We start from the raw sequence: 14,955 nt of genomic DNA on the forward strand, positions 1-14,955 counted from the left end.
AGTAAAATATTTTTTTAGATTTGTTCAACAAACAACAAACAAAAATTAATTCTATTATAAATTATTATGGCTGAGAGAGTAGAACAAGAAGAGATTTTTTCTCAAGTTTTAAGAGCAGGAAGAAGAACGTACTTTTTTGATGTAAGATCAACAAAAGCAGATGATTATTACTTGACAATTACAGAAAGTAAAAAATTTACACATGATGATGGCTCTTTTCATTATCAAAAGCATAAAATTTATTTGTACAAAGAAGATTTTGAAGAGTTTAACGACATGTTAAAAGCTGCAACTGACTATATTGTAACAGAAAAAGGACAAGAAGTAATTAGCGAAAGACATCAAAAAGATTATAAAAAAGAAGAAGTTACAACTGAGCCTATCAAATCAACAGAAAGCTTTACAGATGTTTCTTTTGACGACATCTAAAATTCAAATAATTCTCACAAAAAACGTCCTCTAAATTAGAGGACGTTTTTATTTATAAAGCTTTTAACATTATGTTACTTTTGGCAACCGTTTCTTCCCATTCTTTTTCTGGATTACTCTCTTTTGTAATTCCACCACCAACATAAATTTCTGCATTTTTATTTTTAATTTCCATACATCTTAGGTTTACAAATAAATGTGAATCTTTATTTGTATTGCTATTCAATTCACCTAAAAAACCTGTGTAATAAGAACGATTGTAACTTTCATTTTCTAAAATAAATTGTTTTGCTGCTGTTTTTGGCAAACCGCAAACAGCTGGAGTTGGATGCAATAAGTTTACTAAAGAAAATAATTTTTCTTTGGTTAAATTCCCTTTAATTTCTGTTCTTAAATGCAACAAAGAACCTGCTTTTACAGTTTCGGTTTTTAATTGTTTTAAGTTGGTAGAAAATGCAGAAAGCTTGTTTAAAATATAATCTGTTACAATTTGTTGTTCCTCAATTTCTTTAGGGTTCCAAATTACTTTTTCATCTTTTTTAAAAACTTGCGTTCCTGCTAAAGACATGGTTGAAAAGCTGTTGTTTTTTACTTTTAACAAGGTTTCTGGCGTTGCACCAAACCACAAACCAACTTGTGGATGAAACCAAACATACACAAAAGCATTTGGATATAATTGCAATAACCTATTGTAAATTACCTCTACTTCTACACCATTTAATTCAATTATTTCTTTTCTAGAAATAACAACTTTTTTAAAATCATTTTTGTTGATAGCATCAATTGCTTTTTGTACAATTTCAATATGTGTTGCTTTTGAAGCATCGTTATAAAATGCTTTTTCTTTAAAATGAAGTTGTTGTTTTAAGAATGATTCCTTTATATAATCTGACTCATCCAAAGGGAAAAAGACAGTTTTCTCTGACGAACTAAAAGGCGCAAACACAAAACCAGTTTGCATAAAATTTGTGGTAATTGTATGTAAAGTAGCATCTTTTTGAAAAATTCCAAAAACGTTAGTGTCATTTGGTTTGTTATACGCAACAAATGGCAAATTATTTTTGTAAGCTTCTTTAATTTTATCTAAAAGTAACTGCATAGTTTATTGCTTCTCCAAAATAATATTTGTGAGTTTACAAAGAGAAACAAGCTCATTGTTTTCATTCACAATTCTTATTTCCCACAAATGTGTGGTTCTTCCTTCGTGTATTATTTTTGCGGTTGCAGTTACAATTCCTTCTTTTACACTTTTTAAATGATTTGCACTTATTTCTATACCTTTAACAATGTACTTTTGAGTATCTATAAAATACGCCGAAGCTGCACTACCAACACTTTCTGCTAAAGCAACAGAAGCTCCGCCATGCAATAAACCATAAGGTTGATGCACTTTAGAGTTTACTGGCATTGTTGCAACAACAAAATCATCACCAACATCAGTAAAACGAATTGCTAAGGTTTCCATTAATGTGTTTTCACACATTTTATTAAATCTATTTAAAATTGCTTCTTTGTCTAACATTCTGATGAATTTAATGGTAAAAATACATATAATTTATTGTATTTTTGTGGTCAGTATTAGAAGAAAATCTGAATGTATAAAGTACGCATCATATTAGACACCAAAGAAGATGTAATTAGAACAATTACAGTAAATAACGCTATTAACTTAGAAGAATTACATTCTTTAATTGCAAAATCATTTGGATTTAATGGTCAAGAAATGGCGTCTTTTTACAGAACAAATGACGAATGGAATCAAGGCGAAGAAATTCCGTTGTTTAACATGTCAGAATTTGGTGATGAAATTTCTATGAGCACTTGCATCTTAAATGAAACACTGCCAAACACAGAAGATAAGTTGATTTACGTTTATGACTTTTTTAGCTTATGGACTTTCTACGTAGAAGTTGTTGAAATCTCTAAAGAAGAAGTTAACGAGCCTAAAATAATCATGTCTGTTGGAGAGGTTCCTGATGAAGCTCCAGAAAAAGAGTTTGTTGCAGAAAAAGAAGAAGACGAGTTTTCTGATGACGAGTTTGATTCTTTTGAAGATTACGATTTTGATAATTATTAAACTATAGTTTTTTCATCCATTTTAAAATTCTACAAATTCAAGTAACATTTCCGTAACTTGTTCGTCGTATAACCATAATCGACTAAAACAATTTCATTGGAAACTATCTTATCTCTTAAAAATTTAGACAAAAAATTTGGTCCTGTTCACGCTGTAAACAATCTTTCTTTTGATATTCAGAAAGGAAATGTTTACGGAATATTAGGTCCAAACGGAAGTGGAAAATCTACCACTTTAGGAATCATCTTAAATGTTGTAAACAGAACTTCGGGCGAATTTAGCTGGTTTAACGGCGGTTTATCAACACACGAAGCATTGAAAAAAGTTGGAGCCATAATTGAGCGCCCAAACTTTTATCCGTATATGACCGCAACTCAAAATTTAAAATTGATTTGTAAAATTAAAGGCGTTTCTTACGAAAGTATAGATGAAAAACTAAAAACTGTTAACCTATACGAACGTAGAGATAGCAAGTTTAGAACATTTTCTTTAGGAATGAAACAACGTTTGGCAATTGCTTCTGCATTGTTAAATAATCCTGAGATTTTAATTTTAGACGAACCTACAAATGGTTTAGATCCGCAAGGAATTCATGAAATTAGACAAATCATTAAAAATATCGCTAAAAACGGAACAACCATTTTATTGGCTTCTCACTTATTAGACGAAGTTGAAAAAGTATGTAGTCATGTAGTTGTGATTAGAAAAGGAATCAAATTGTATTCTGGTCGAGTTGATGAAATGACTGCTTCAAAAGGTTTGTTTGAACTTAAAGTTGACAGTAATGAAGAACAACTCATGGAATTATTAGAAAGTCATGCTTCAATACATACTGTAAAAAAAGAGGAAGAAACAATCATTGCAACGTTAAAAGACGAAATGACAGCTTCAGAAATGAACGCTTATTTATTTAGCAAAGGAATTACCTTATCGCACTTGCTTAAACGCAAACCAAGTTTAGAGCAACAATTCCTAGATTTAACAAACAACAATTAACTAACTGAATATTAGTTCGAAATGTCATCTCGAGCGGAGTCGAGAGGCGAGAACAAATTCATAAAAATATAACACACCATGTTTAGATTACTAAATATAGAATTTCATAAATTAAAACACAACAGAGCAAGTAAAGTATTGTCTATTATTTACTTTGGTTTATTAACTTCAATTGCATTAATTGCTGCCATTAAATTTGATATTGGCCCTGTTAAGTTTCATTTAGCTGATCAAGGGATTTTTAATTTTCCTTATATCTGGCATTTCAACACCTATATGGCTTCCCTTTTCAAATTCTTTTTATTGTTGGTAATTGTATCTATGATGGCAAACGAATACAGCAATAAAACCTTAAAGCAAAATTTGATTGACGGCTTAAGTAAAAGAGAATTTATTCTTTCTAAATTTTATACAGTACTTATTTTTGCTGCAGTTTCTACACTTTTTGTATTTGTAACTTCGTTAATTTTAGGTTTTGTGTATTCTGATTATAATGAATTTTCTATCATTATTTCAGATTTAGAATATTTACTAGCATTTTTTATCAAATTGGTTGGGTTTTTCTCCTTTGGTTTATTTTTAGGTATTCTAGTAAAACGTTCTGCTTTTGCAGTCGGCGCAATGGTTGTTTGGCTGATTATTGAAAGTATGTTTAAAGGTTATTTATTCTATTCTTTTAGAAATGAAGATAACACAACAGAGCATGTAAATAGCATTATGCAATTCTTACCATTAGAAGCAATGTCTAATTTAATCAAAGAGCCGTTTACAAGACTTGGAGCAGTAAAATCTGTAGCTAACCAAATTGGTGAACAAATAACAAAAGATTTTTCAGTCCAGTTTACGGATATTATTATCGTCTCTGTTTGGACAGCAATCTTTATTTACTTGTCATTTGCATTGTTAAAAAAGAGAGATTTATAATTCTTTTTAAATATATTTGACGTTCTTATAAAAAACTGTCAAATGAGAAGAATATTAAGTGTATTTATATTTCTATTTACCTTAACAACTTACGGACAAAAAGAAGCAAATTTTTGGTATTTTGGACAAAATGCAGGCTTAGATTTTACAACTGGATCTCCAGTTCCTTTAGCAGACGGAAAACTAAACACGCTTGAAGGATGCTCAACAATTTCTGATAAAGACGGAAAATTACTATTTTATTCTGATGGAACCACTGTGTATGACAGTTCTCATCAAATAATGAAATATTCAAACGGAGTTTTAGCAACAAATTTATATGGCGATCCGTCGAGTACACAATCTGCTTTAGTAGTTCCAAATCCTACTAATGCAAATATTTATTATATTTTTACGGTTCAAGGTTTTAACGGAAACGGATTTAATTATTATACCATTGATATCTCTAAAAATGGTGGATTAGGAGAAATTATTGGCGGACCTGTTAGTTTATCAGATGGTAAAAGTGGAAATTGGTCAGAAAAAGTAACTGCTGTTCAAGGTGCTGATTGTAATACCATTTGGATTTTATCTGCTGTAAACAACGAGTTTTACGCATACAAAATTGATGGTAATGGTGTTGACACGGCAAATCCTGTTATTAGCGCAACTAATTATTCATTAAGAGATAGAAGAGGCTATTTAAAAGTTTCGCCAGACGGAAAAAAGATTGCGCTTGCAGATTTTACTTATAGAAATAACAACAATAATGGAAACGGAAGTTTGGTTTTATATAATTTTGATTCCTCTAATGGAACTGTCGAAAACACAACAACAATTTTAGCAAGTGCTTCTGCTGATGGCGCACATTATGGAGTTGAATTTTCTCAATCTTCTTCAAAATTATACACTTCAACTTTTGATGGTACAAATAATAAAGTATTTCAGTTTGATTTAACAGAACCAAGAATTACAACTTCAAAACGCTTAATTCATTCTCAAGTTGGATATCGTGGAGCATTACAATTAGGACCAGACGGAAAAATTTACGCTGCGGTTTCTATAAATTACAATAACGGAACACAATTTTTAGATGTAATTGAAAATCCTGAAGAAGATCCTTTAAATATAATTTATACTGAAGATAAAATCAATTTAGGTTTTGGAAAAGCAACACAAGGTTTACCTCCTTTTATTCAATCTTTCTTTTCGCCAGTAAAAATATTAGATAGCGATACTAAAACTGTTGATTTAACTCTTGAAACCCAACAAGTTTGTATTGGTGATTCTTTTAGCTTTGAACCTGAATTAAACGGTGTTGCTGGATCAACCTATAAATGGACAAAAACTGGAGATCCAACAGTAAATATAAACACTAGAAAAATTACTATTGACAACACTAATTATGGTTCTGGAACTTATAATTTAGAAATGATTATCAATGATGGTTGTGGAAGAATTAAAAAATACAACGGTTCTGTAGAAATTTTATTTGTTCCGAAACCAACAGTAGCCGCTATTCCCGTTTACGAACAATGTGATATTGACGGAAATCCAATAGACGGAATTACCTCTTTTAATTTAGAATCTAAAGAAGAAGAATTGACAAATAATACACCTGGAATTTCGGTTACTTTTTATGAAATTACAGATATCAATTTTACATCTCCAATTATCAATAAAGTTGGATATAGAAACACAGTTTCTACAAATGCAGGAAATCATAAATTAGTGGTAAGATTAACAAATGATACTACTGGTTGTTATGAAGATGGCGAATTAGAATTAAAAGCAAATGCAACTGCTCTTAATACATATCCAGATTTATATTTGTGCGAAATTGATTTGAATGCCAATGTTCCAGAAGCTAGAAATAGTGAAGGCTCTGGAAACACTTTTTATAATTTTGATACCAAAACAGCTGACATTATTGCAAATTCTGGTGGCGCTTTTTCTGATGCAACACATGATTTTGAATATTACAGAACTGCAAACGACGCATCTTTACAAACAAATCAAATTATAGCGCCTTATGAAGACGATTTATTTACAGACAACTCAGATGTTTTTGTGCGTATTTCTACAAAAGGTTCTAATGCCTGTTCTGGAATTGGACAGTTTAAAATATTTGTAAATACACGTCCGATTCCAAAAGGAAACACAACTCCGATGTATTTATGTGTCAATAATCCTATTGATAATCCGCAGCAAATAACAATTGATTTAGATGGCTCAACCGGAAACCCAACAGACACGTATCAATGGTTTTTAAACGGAAATTTAATCACTGGTGCAACCAACGCAATTTACAAAGCAAATGTGCAAGGAACGTATAAAGTAGAAGCATACAGAGCGTATCAAAATGATATAAATGATGCAAATGATGATACTTCTTGTACTGGATACAATTCATTTACAGTTTTAGAATCAAACAAAGCGTTAATTATTTCTACTGATTTGACTGACAATCAAGACAATCCTGAAGCAAATATGTTAACCATAACTGTTTCTGGAATTGGAGAATATGAATATGCTTTAAACAGCACTAGTTTAGCTGATTTCACAAAAGGAACAGAGAACTTAACATTTACTTTTAACGATGTAAAACCTGGTTTAAACACCGTTTATATTCGTGATGTTAATGGTTGTGGAACCGCAAGCAGTCAAAAATTGTCTTTTATATTTTTCCAACGACATTTTTCTCCAAATAATGATGGCGTTTACGATACTTGGAAAATTTTAGGAACCAACAATGCATTTTACAAATCTGCCAGAGTAGAAATTTTTGATCGCTACGGAAAAGTAGTTGCGCTAATTACCGATAAAGATGGAAACGGTTGGGACGGAACCTATAACGGTAGTAAATTACCATCAAACGATTATTGGTTTAATGCCGTTTTAGAAGACATCAATGGGAATGTAAGAAAGGAAACTGGACATTTTAGTTTGCTTAGAAAATAAGTGTAACTTCTTTTAAATTCCGTTTCTTAATTGGTATTTTTGTCTTTATGGATTTTCAATTACATTCTAAATTTAAACCAACAGGAGATCAACCAGAAGCCATCAAACAATTGACTGAAGGAGTTCTTGAAGGAGAAAAATACCAAACTTTATTAGGTGTAACTGGTTCTGGAAAAACCTTTACCGTTGCAAATGTGGTTGAAAAAATCAATCGACCAACATTAGTTTTGGCGCATAACAAAACCTTAGCAGCACAATTGTATTCTGAATTTAAACAGTTTTTTCCAGAAAATGCTGTAGAATATTTTGTTTCGTACTACGATTATTATCAACCAGAAGCTTACATTCCTGTTACAGGAACATACATCGAAAAAGATTTATCTATCAACGATGATATAGAACGGTTACGAATTAGCACGTCTTCTTCCCTACTTTCTGGACGAAGAGATGTGTTGGTTGTGGCTTCCGTTTCTTGTTTATACGGAATTGGAAATCCGGTTGAATTTAAAAAGAACGTCATTCCGATTGAAGTTGGACAACAAATTTCTAGAACAAAATTTTTACATCAATTGGTAACCAGTTTGTATTCTAGAACCGAATTTGACATCAAAAGCGGAACCTTTAAAGTAAAAGGTGATGTGATTACCATTTATCCATCTTACGGTGATAACGGTTATCGAGTTCATTTTTTTGGCGATGAAATTGAAGAGATTGAATCCTTTGATATGGAAACGAATAAAGTTTTAGAAAAATATTCAGAACTCACCATTTATCCTGCAAATCTATTTGTAACCTCACCAGATGTGTTGCAAAATGCCATCCATATGATTCAAGAAGATATGGTAAAGCAAGTAGATTATTTCAAAGAAATCGGCAAACATTTAGAAGCAAAACGCTTAAAAGAACGCACTGAGTTCGATTTAGAAATGATAAGAGAATTGGGTTATTGTTCTGGAATCGAAAATTACTCTCGCTATTTAGACGGACGAGAAGCAGGAACAAGACCTTTCTGTTTGTTGGATTATTTTCCGGATGATTATTTAATGATTATCGATGAAAGTCACGTTACCATTCCGCAAACACACGCCATGTATGGCGGAGACAGAAGCAGAAAAGAAAACTTGGTAGAACATGGTTTTCGTTTGCCAGCTGCCATGGACAATCGTCCGTTAAAATTTGAAGAATTAGAAGCTATTCAGAATCAAGTAATTTATGTAAGTGCAACTCCTGCCGATTATGAATTGCAAAAAACAGAAGGCGTTTATGTGGAGCAAGTTATTCGTCCGACAGGATTGTTGGATCCCGTTATTGAAGTGCGTCCGAGTTTAAATCAGATTGATGATTTGATAGAAGAAATTCAAATTAGAGTAGAAAAAGACGAGCGTACTTTGGTCACAACATTAACCAAAAGAATGGCTGAAGAATTGGCAAAATACTTAACTAGAATACAAGTTCGCTGTCGTTATATACATTCTGATGTGGATACTTTAGAACGTGTAGAAATTATGCAAGATTTGCGTAAAGGCTTGTTTGATGTATTGATTGGCGTAAACCTTTTACGTGAAGGTTTGGATTTACCAGAAGTTTCTTTGGTGGCTATTTTAGATGCAGATAAAGAAGGTTTTTTACGTTCGCATAGATCGTTGACACAAACCATTGGTAGAGCAGCTAGAAATGTAAACGGATTGGCAATTTTGTATGCAGACAAAATGACCAACAGCATGCAAAAAACCATTGACGAAACCAACAGACGACGCCAAAAACAAATTGAATACAACACAGAAAATAACATTACACCAACACAAATTACCAAAGCTATAGACAATTCGTTGACAAAAAGTGCAGTTTCTTCTTTTCATTATGACAATGCCATAAACAAAGCTGCAGAAGCCGATTTAGAATACTTGCCAAAACCAGAAATAGAAAAACGCATTAGAGAAACACGTAAAAATATGGAATTGGCAGCAAAAGCCTTAGACTTTTTAACTGCTGCACAATTTAGAGATGAAATTGAAGTGTTGAAAAAGCATTTATAGAATTCCTAATAATAATGATTCTTAAAAGTATTTAGTATCTTTAAGAACAACTAGATAAAAAGAAACATAAGTTCCTCTTATCCAGGAATTCAATTTGATAAACGAGAACTTTGTTCTCTATATAACTAGTTATAAAACATTTAATGAAAAAACTGCTTTTTATAATATTTACAACTTTTTCAGTAATTTCTTATGCTCAAGAAAATACAATTAACTTGGTAGAAAACACTTTAAAATATTTAAAAATTAAAAAGGAGAATTGTTTTACTAAATTCATTAAAAATAAAAAAATAACAGAATCAGAATCAATTATTCTAATTCCTGAAATTGCCGAAAAAGGAAATGGATATATTATTCTAAATGGACATATCTTAATTGTGAATAATAAAAGCGGAAAAATAAAGTCTCGTTTTTCAGAAAAGGAATCTTGGTTTAGCGATGCAGTTAGATTAAATAATATTCAAATCATTTATAAACCATATAAAATATCAAAAGACTCTGAGACAATCGGAATAGTAATAGATTATTATGGAAATAGTAGAGCAAATCCATTTTCATCAAAAGAGCTTTCATTATTTATCCGAAAAGAAGAAAAATTAATAAGAGTTTTAAAAGATTATCCAATATATAGTTTAAATGGCGAAACTAACGGAATGAATAGCGGAGAATTTGTTGAACACAAAAAAACTATTGAACCTATAATAAATTCACAAACAAAATTTTTTAATTTAAAGGTAATTGACTCAATCATAAAAACCGAATCAAAAAATGGAGTGCAAACAAAAATCAAAAAATCAAACAAAGTTGAACAATTAAAGTTCATAAACGGAAAATATAAAAACGTTTTATAACAAAGAAATAAGCTAAAAATAGACTTAAGAAGTGTATCTTTAAATCAGTTTAGCCTAATTAAAACCTTCCTAAATCAATCCTCACTTCCCCAAGGAGCGCTTGGAGTTTTCACTTCATTAGTTAGGTCAAATTTTACAGAAAAGAATCTATCGCTTCCTATTCTACGTAAATTATACGTAAAGCTGGTTGTATCAATAGTAACCCACCAAACATTATGAGAAGCATAGGAAATTAAATCTGCTGTTTGTTGATCCGCTGGAAAAAATTGAACATTTGCCAATCCAGTATTTGGACTTAGACCTCCGTATTGTGTAATTAAATCTTCAGAACCATCTTTATGTCGATGATCGTGTTTTAAACGAATTAACTTCTTATCTGTCATCGTAAAAACCCATGTTCTAGATTTATCTTCTCCAACAAAAAAAGGAACTCTAATTGTTTTGTCTTTACAAGAACGAACATGCATCACTAATTTCTCTCCTACAAAACCATCGCCTTCTTTTCCTCCGGCAACAATTTCTCCTTCATAAGATTTTCCGCAATGTTCTTTTAACGTATTCCAGAATACTTCTGAATTAGCTGGTTGTTGTGAAAAACACTTACTGGAAATAAAAGTAAAATCAATAGTTTTTTCATGATGTATCATTTAAATAAGTTCAACAATATAAATTAAAAAAATGAATTAAAAGCATTCGTTTAGAAGCAAAAAAACGCCTCACAAATGTGAGGCGTTTTATTAAACACTTAAATATATTTTCAAGCAATTAAGCTTGTGCTAACACTTCTTGTACTTTATCTGCAGCTTCTTGAAATTCTGTAGCAGAAATAATTTTCATTCCGCTATTGTCAATCAATTCTTTTGCTTCAACAGCGTTTGTTCCTTGTAATCTACAAATAATAGGCACATTAATTTTGTCTCCCATATTTTTGTAAGCATCAACAACTCCTTGCGCTACTCTATCACAACGTACAATTCCACCAAAAATATTTACTAAAATTGCTTTTACGTTTTTGTCTTTTAGGATAATTCCGAAAGCTGTTTCTACACGTTGTGCATCTGCCGTTCCACCAACATCTAAAAAGTTTGCAGGTTCTCCACCAGCTTGTTTAATTAGATCCATTGTTGCCATTGCCAAACCAGCTCCGTTTACCATACATCCAACATTACCATCTAAATCTACATAATTTAAACCAGCAGCATTTGCTTCTACTTCAATCGGATTTTCTTCACGTAAATCTCTCATTAAAGCATAATCTTTATGTCTAAACAACGCATTGTCATCTAAAGTAACTTTTGCATCAACTGCTAAAATTTTAGAATCTGATGTTTTTAAAACCGGATTGATTTCAAACATAGAAGAATCAGAACCGATGTATGCTTTATATAAAGCAGTTACAAATTTTGTCATTTCTTTTAAAGCGACACCAGACAATCCTAAGTTAAACGCTATTTTACGCGCTTGAAAAGGCATGATTCCTAATAAAGGATCAATCTCTTCAGTAAAAATTAAATGTGGTGTTTCTTCTGCCACAGTTTCAATATCCATTCCACCTTCAGTAGAATACATAATCATATTTTTACCTGTGTTTCTGTTTAATAAAACAGACATATAATATTCTTCTGGCTCAGCATCACCAGGATAATATACATCTTCACAAATTAAAACTTGGTTTACTTTTTTACCTTCTGCAGAAGTTTGTGGCGTAACCAACATCATCCCAATAATATCATTAGAAATACCTTCTACATCAGATAAATTTTTAGCCAACTTAACTCCGCCACCTTTTCCACGTCCACCTGCATGAACTTGTGCTTTCACAACGTACCAGCTTGTGCCAGTTTCTACCGTTAATTGTTTTGCTGCGTCTACAGCTTCTTTATGATTTTTAGCTACAATACCGCGTTGAATTTTAACGCCAAAGCTATTTAGTATTTCTTTTCCTTGATATTCGTGTAAATTCATTTTTAAGAATGTTTTTTAACGCCACAAAAATACAAATTCAAATGAGAATACCGCAGCAATTTTTATAAAATAACTCAGAAAATAGTTCTCTTAAAAAATTCCCAATTTTATTAAGAAATTAACATGATTTTATGATAATTAAAATAAAACCTAAATATTTTTGCCTCTAAAAACTAACTATTACCACATAATGATGATAAAAAGCACGAAACTATTATTTCTATTTTCCCTTTTTACAACAACTTTTCTTTTTGCTCAAAGTCAAATCCCCAAAAAAGTACTAAATATAAAACGCAGCATCAACAAAGCACCAAAGATTGATGGTTTTCTGAATGATGATGCTTGGAAAGGTGTAGAAATTGCAAAAGATTTTGTGATGTTAGAGCCAAATAATGGTAAAAAAGAAAATCCAGATTATAAAACTGAAGTGAAAGTATTGTATGATGATGAAGCAATTTATGTTTCTGCAATGATGTATGATCCTAATCCTTCTAAAATAGCTAGTGAGTTTACTAGTAGAGATAATGATGGGCAAGCAGATGTCTTCTCTTTATTGTTAAACCCTAATAATGATGGTGTAAATTCAACATCTTTTGATGTTATGATTACTGGAACGCAATTAGATTCTAAAGTAGGTGAAAATAGCTGGAGACCAGATAGAAGTTGGAGTGCAGTTTGGAAAAGTGCAACTCAAGTCTTAGATAATGGTTGGTCTGTAGAAATGAAAATTCCATATGCTGCATTGCGTTTTTCTAATGAAGAGATTCAAACTTGGAGTATTCAGTTTAAAAGAAAAATAATTAATCAAAATGAACAGTATACTTGGAATCACGTAGACAATAAAGTAGGTAAAAGCACACAATATGATGGTATTCTTAAAGGAATTACAAATATTAATCCGCCAATCCGTTTAAGTTTTTATCCTTATGCTTCTACTTCAGTTTCTCACTTTGATGGAGAAACAGAATACAATCATAATTTAGGGTTGGACTTAAAATATGGTCTTACAGAAAATTTTACGTTGGACTTAACTTTGGTTCCAGATTTTGGGCAAACTGCTTTCGATAATATTACATTAAACTTGGGTCCGTTTGAGCAACGTTTTAACGAACAAAGACAATTCTTTACAGAAGGAACAGAATTGTTTAATAAAGGTAGAATATTCTACTCAAGAAGAATTGGAAATAGACCTGTTGGTTATTATGATGCGGATGATAATTTAGGAGCAAATGAAGAAGTTTATGAGAATCCAGATAAAGTAAATATGTTAAACGCCTTAAAGGTTTCTGGTAGAACAAAAGGCGGATTAGGAATTGGATTTTTTAACGCAATTACTGATGAAACCAAAGCCACTATTAAAAGGACTGTAACGCAAGGAACATCGACAGTAGATGAGTATTATAAGAAAGTTACTGAACCTTTTGCAAATTATAATGTATTGGTATTAGATCAACAGTTCAATCAAAACTCTTCTGTAACTTTTATCAACACAAATGTGTTAAGAGAAGGAAATTTTAGAGATGCAAACGTAACTGGCCTACTATATCATTTAACAAATAAATCGAACACTTATTTTGTAGATGGTTATGTAAAAACTAGTAATATAAAAGAAAATGGCGCAACTGAAACCGGTTATGCATTTGATTCTAGTATTGCTAAAATAGCAGGGAATTGGCAAGGAGAAATTGGATATAATTTTGAAGATGATAAATATGATTATAACGATTTAGGTTTTCAAAGAAGAAACAATCAGCAATCTATCTATTTAATGGGAAGTTACAGAATTCTTCAACCAGTAGGTAATTATAATAGCTTTAGAGTTGATTTTAGGTTATTTAATAGTTTCTTATACAATCCAGGAGTCTATACTGGTAATAATTACAGAATTGGTTTTAGAGCAAATACTAAAAAACGTTTTTCTTTTGGATTAAATTTAAAAGGAAAAGTTGGCAAACAAAAAGATTTCTACGAACCAAGAAGAGCTATTTCAGAACAACGTTATTTAGCAAGAAATTCTGAAATTGATATTGATGGTAATATATCAACAGACTTTAGAAAGCAGTTTGCATTTGATCTTAGAGCAAACGTTAGAAAAGTGTTTGGAACAGATGAAACAAGATATGGTTTTGAAGTTGAACCTAGGTATCGTTTTAGTAATAAAATGGGATTAGTTTATAAGTTTAAATATAGCAGCAGCAATAATAATATTGGTTATACTGGTGAAAACAATGGCGATTTAATTTTTGGAAAAAGAGGTTCAGATTCATATGAAAATGTCTTGTCGGGTAAATACAGCTTTAGTACAAAGTCCTCTTTATCATTATCATTCAGACATTATTGGCAAACTGTAAAATACAACAGTCAATTTTATAGTTTAAATGCCGATGGTACATTAGCAGATCATAACTACACAGGCAATCATGATGTAAATTATAATAGCTGGAATTTAGATTTGAATTATTTATGGGAATTTGCACCTGGAAGTCAGTTAACTGCCTTTTATAGAAACTCCATTTTTAATTACAATGATCAATCTTCATTGAGTTTTATCAATAATATTGATGAATTATTCAATCAACCTGCTTTACATACTTTCTCTATAAAGTTTGTATATTTTATAGATTATAATAATATCAAAAACATATTTTAAGAATTATTTTCTTTAAACAAAAGCCTCAATCTAATGATTGAGGCTTTTTATTTTACTTTTATAAAAGTAAAAAAACTAAATAGAGAT

Annotated in this window: 12 protein-coding genes; 8 read left to right on the top strand and 4 right to left on the bottom strand. The window is 31.1% G+C overall.

Going from position 1 to position 14,955, the window contains the following annotated elements; translation table 11 throughout:
- The first annotated feature begins 66 nt into the window (after positions 1–66).
- Positions 67–429 (top strand): PUR family DNA/RNA-binding protein, encoded by a 363-nt coding sequence (locus ABDX67_RS08345; protein WP_347174540.1) that lies wholly within the window; start codon positions 67–69, stop codon positions 427–429.
- Positions 430–481: 52 nt separating this feature from the next.
- Here the strand turns inward: ABDX67_RS08345 and ABDX67_RS08350 are convergent, their stop codons facing one another.
- The gene (locus ABDX67_RS08350; RefSeq protein WP_347174541.1) at positions 482–1,528 is read right to left on the bottom strand and encodes a chorismate-binding protein; all 1,047 of its coding nucleotides are present in this window, start codon (positions 1,526–1,528) and stop codon (positions 482–484) included.
- A gap of 3 nt (positions 1,529–1,531) precedes the next feature.
- Positions 1,532–1,951: a PaaI family thioesterase gene (locus ABDX67_RS08355; RefSeq protein ID WP_347174543.1), complete on the bottom strand. Its 420-nt coding sequence runs from the start codon at positions 1,949–1,951 to the stop codon at positions 1,532–1,534.
- Between the two features lie 72 nt (positions 1,952–2,023).
- Between ABDX67_RS08355 and ABDX67_RS08360 the strand changes: the two genes are divergently transcribed.
- The 6 genes from ABDX67_RS08360 to ABDX67_RS08385 all read left to right on the top strand — a co-directional run bounded on the left by ABDX67_RS08360 (position 2,024) and on the right by ABDX67_RS08385 (position 10,253).
- Positions 2,024–2,506, top strand: coding sequence for an IS1096 element passenger TnpR family protein (locus ABDX67_RS08360; RefSeq protein WP_347174544.1), 483 nt, complete (start codon positions 2,024–2,026; stop codon positions 2,504–2,506).
- A 96-nt stretch (positions 2,507–2,602) separates the two neighbouring features.
- On the top strand, positions 2,603–3,502 hold the full coding sequence (locus ABDX67_RS08365; RefSeq protein ID WP_347174545.1) for an ABC transporter ATP-binding protein: 900 nt from the start codon (positions 2,603–2,605) through the stop codon (positions 3,500–3,502).
- Positions 3,503–3,580: 78 nt separating this feature from the next.
- Positions 3,581–4,426 carry an ABC transporter permease gene (locus ABDX67_RS08370; protein WP_347174547.1) on the top strand — a complete coding sequence of 282 codons (846 nt, stop codon included), beginning with the start codon at positions 3,581–3,583 and terminating at the stop codon, positions 4,424–4,426.
- 42 nt (positions 4,427–4,468) lie between these two features.
- Positions 4,469–7,366 carry a T9SS type B sorting domain-containing protein gene (locus tag ABDX67_RS08375; protein ID WP_347174549.1) on the top strand — a complete coding sequence of 966 codons (2,898 nt, stop codon included), beginning with the start codon at positions 4,469–4,471 and terminating at the stop codon, positions 7,364–7,366.
- A 47-nt stretch (positions 7,367–7,413) separates the two neighbouring features.
- Positions 7,414–9,402: an excinuclease ABC subunit UvrB gene (gene uvrB / locus ABDX67_RS08380; protein WP_347174550.1), complete on the top strand. Its 1,989-nt coding sequence runs from the start codon at positions 7,414–7,416 to the stop codon at positions 9,400–9,402.
- A gap of 143 nt (positions 9,403–9,545) precedes the next feature.
- The gene (locus ABDX67_RS08385) at positions 9,546–10,253 is read left to right on the top strand and encodes a PA3715 family protein (protein ID WP_347174551.1); all 708 of its coding nucleotides are present in this window, start codon (positions 9,546–9,548) and stop codon (positions 10,251–10,253) included.
- A gap of 74 nt (positions 10,254–10,327) precedes the next feature.
- Here the strand turns inward: ABDX67_RS08385 and ABDX67_RS08390 are convergent, their stop codons facing one another.
- Both ABDX67_RS08390 and sucC read right to left on the bottom strand, forming a co-directional pair.
- Positions 10,328–10,900 (bottom strand): hypothetical protein, encoded by a 573-nt coding sequence (locus ABDX67_RS08390; RefSeq protein WP_347174552.1) that lies wholly within the window; start codon positions 10,898–10,900, stop codon positions 10,328–10,330.
- Between the two features lie 118 nt (positions 10,901–11,018).
- Positions 11,019–12,218, bottom strand: a complete 1,200-nt coding sequence (gene sucC / locus ABDX67_RS08395; protein ID WP_347174554.1) for an ADP-forming succinate--CoA ligase subunit beta — start codon at positions 12,216–12,218, stop codon at positions 11,019–11,021.
- Between the two features lie 193 nt (positions 12,219–12,411).
- On the opposite strand from sucC, the gene ABDX67_RS08400 reads away from it, so the two are divergent.
- Positions 12,412–14,868, top strand: coding sequence for a DUF5916 domain-containing protein (locus tag ABDX67_RS08400; RefSeq protein ID WP_347174556.1), 2,457 nt, complete (start codon positions 12,412–12,414; stop codon positions 14,866–14,868).
- Positions 14,869–14,955: the final 87 nt, after the last annotated feature.

This window comes from Polaribacter uvawellassae (assembly GCF_039748955.1).
Taxonomy (GTDB): Bacteria; Bacteroidota; Bacteroidia; order Flavobacteriales; family Flavobacteriaceae; genus Polaribacter; species Polaribacter uvawellassae.

Coding starts and splice junctions, on each gene's coding strand:
- ABDX67_RS08385 (WP_347174551.1), top strand. CDS start 9,546: ATGAAAAAACTGCTTTTTATAATATTTACAACTTTTTCAGTAATTTCT.
- ABDX67_RS08370 (WP_347174547.1), top strand. CDS start 3,581: ATGTTTAGATTACTAAATATAGAATTTCATAAATTAAAACACAACAGA.
- ABDX67_RS08375 (WP_347174549.1), top strand. CDS start 4,469: ATGAGAAGAATATTAAGTGTATTTATATTTCTATTTACCTTAACAACT.
- sucC (WP_347174554.1), bottom strand. CDS start 12,218: ATGAATTTACACGAATATCAAGGAAAAGAAATACTAAATAGCTTTGGC.
- ABDX67_RS08345 (WP_347174540.1), top strand. CDS start 67: ATGGCTGAGAGAGTAGAACAAGAAGAGATTTTTTCTCAAGTTTTAAGA.
- ABDX67_RS08360 (WP_347174544.1), top strand. CDS start 2,024: ATGTATAAAGTACGCATCATATTAGACACCAAAGAAGATGTAATTAGA.
- ABDX67_RS08390 (WP_347174552.1), bottom strand. CDS start 10,900: ATGATACATCATGAAAAAACTATTGATTTTACTTTTATTTCCAGTAAG.
- ABDX67_RS08400 (WP_347174556.1), top strand. CDS start 12,412: ATGATAAAAAGCACGAAACTATTATTTCTATTTTCCCTTTTTACAACA.
- ABDX67_RS08355 (WP_347174543.1), bottom strand. CDS start 1,951: ATGTTAGACAAAGAAGCAATTTTAAATAGATTTAATAAAATGTGTGAA.
- ABDX67_RS08350 (WP_347174541.1), bottom strand. CDS start 1,528: ATGCAGTTACTTTTAGATAAAATTAAAGAAGCTTACAAAAATAATTTG.
- uvrB (WP_347174550.1), top strand. CDS start 7,414: ATGGATTTTCAATTACATTCTAAATTTAAACCAACAGGAGATCAACCA.